2 protein-coding genes are annotated in these 410 nt (G+C 67.3%); both read right to left on the bottom strand.

All coding sequences use genetic code 11. The features are described 5' to 3' along the window. On the bottom strand, window positions 1-201 hold a 201-nt coding region (locus tag CS062_RS25595; RefSeq protein WP_143742582.1), incomplete at its 3' end, for a 4-coumarate--CoA ligase family protein. Beyond that, window positions 198-410, bottom strand: a 213-nt coding sequence (locus CS062_RS25590) for an MmcQ/YjbR family DNA-binding protein (RefSeq protein WP_143742580.1), incomplete at its 5' end; no start/stop codon positions are given. The genes CS062_RS25590 and CS062_RS25595, both read right to left, overlap by 4 nt.

The raw sequence follows: 410 nt of genomic DNA, 5'->3' as shown, positions 1-410 counted from the left end.
GACGCCGATCCCGCGGGCCGCCAGCGCGCCCGCGAACTCCTCGATGCGCCCGATCAGTTCGCCGTAGGTGGTCTCTGCGCCGGTCCGGCTGTCGACGAGCGCCACCCGGCCCGCGTCCGCGTCGTCGAGACCGGCGAACAGAAAGTCGTGGACGCTGACCGGCGGGATCGTGACGTCGGGGAACGGGCTGGCGAAACTCATGTGACGGCTCCCGGCTGTTGGTCGAGTTGTTTGACGAGCTTTTTCGACGCCACCATCCGGTAGGAGGCATCGAGGAGTTCGGTGACCTCTTCCCAGTCGACCTCGGCCGCGGTGAGATCGAGGCCCAGCCACCCGAACGGGCCCATGTAGGCCGGGAAGAAGAAGCGGCTGTCCTGTTCGAGCGCTTTGCGGTCGCTCTCGTCGACCTT

Origin of the sequence: Roseateles chitinivorans (genome assembly GCF_002761755.1) — a bacterium.
GTDB classification, from domain to species: domain Bacteria; phylum Pseudomonadota; class Gammaproteobacteria; order Burkholderiales; family Burkholderiaceae_C; genus Roseateles; species Roseateles chitinivorans.
Note: the sequence above shows the minus strand (reverse complement) of the source record. Positions and strands in the feature narration are given on the sequence as shown.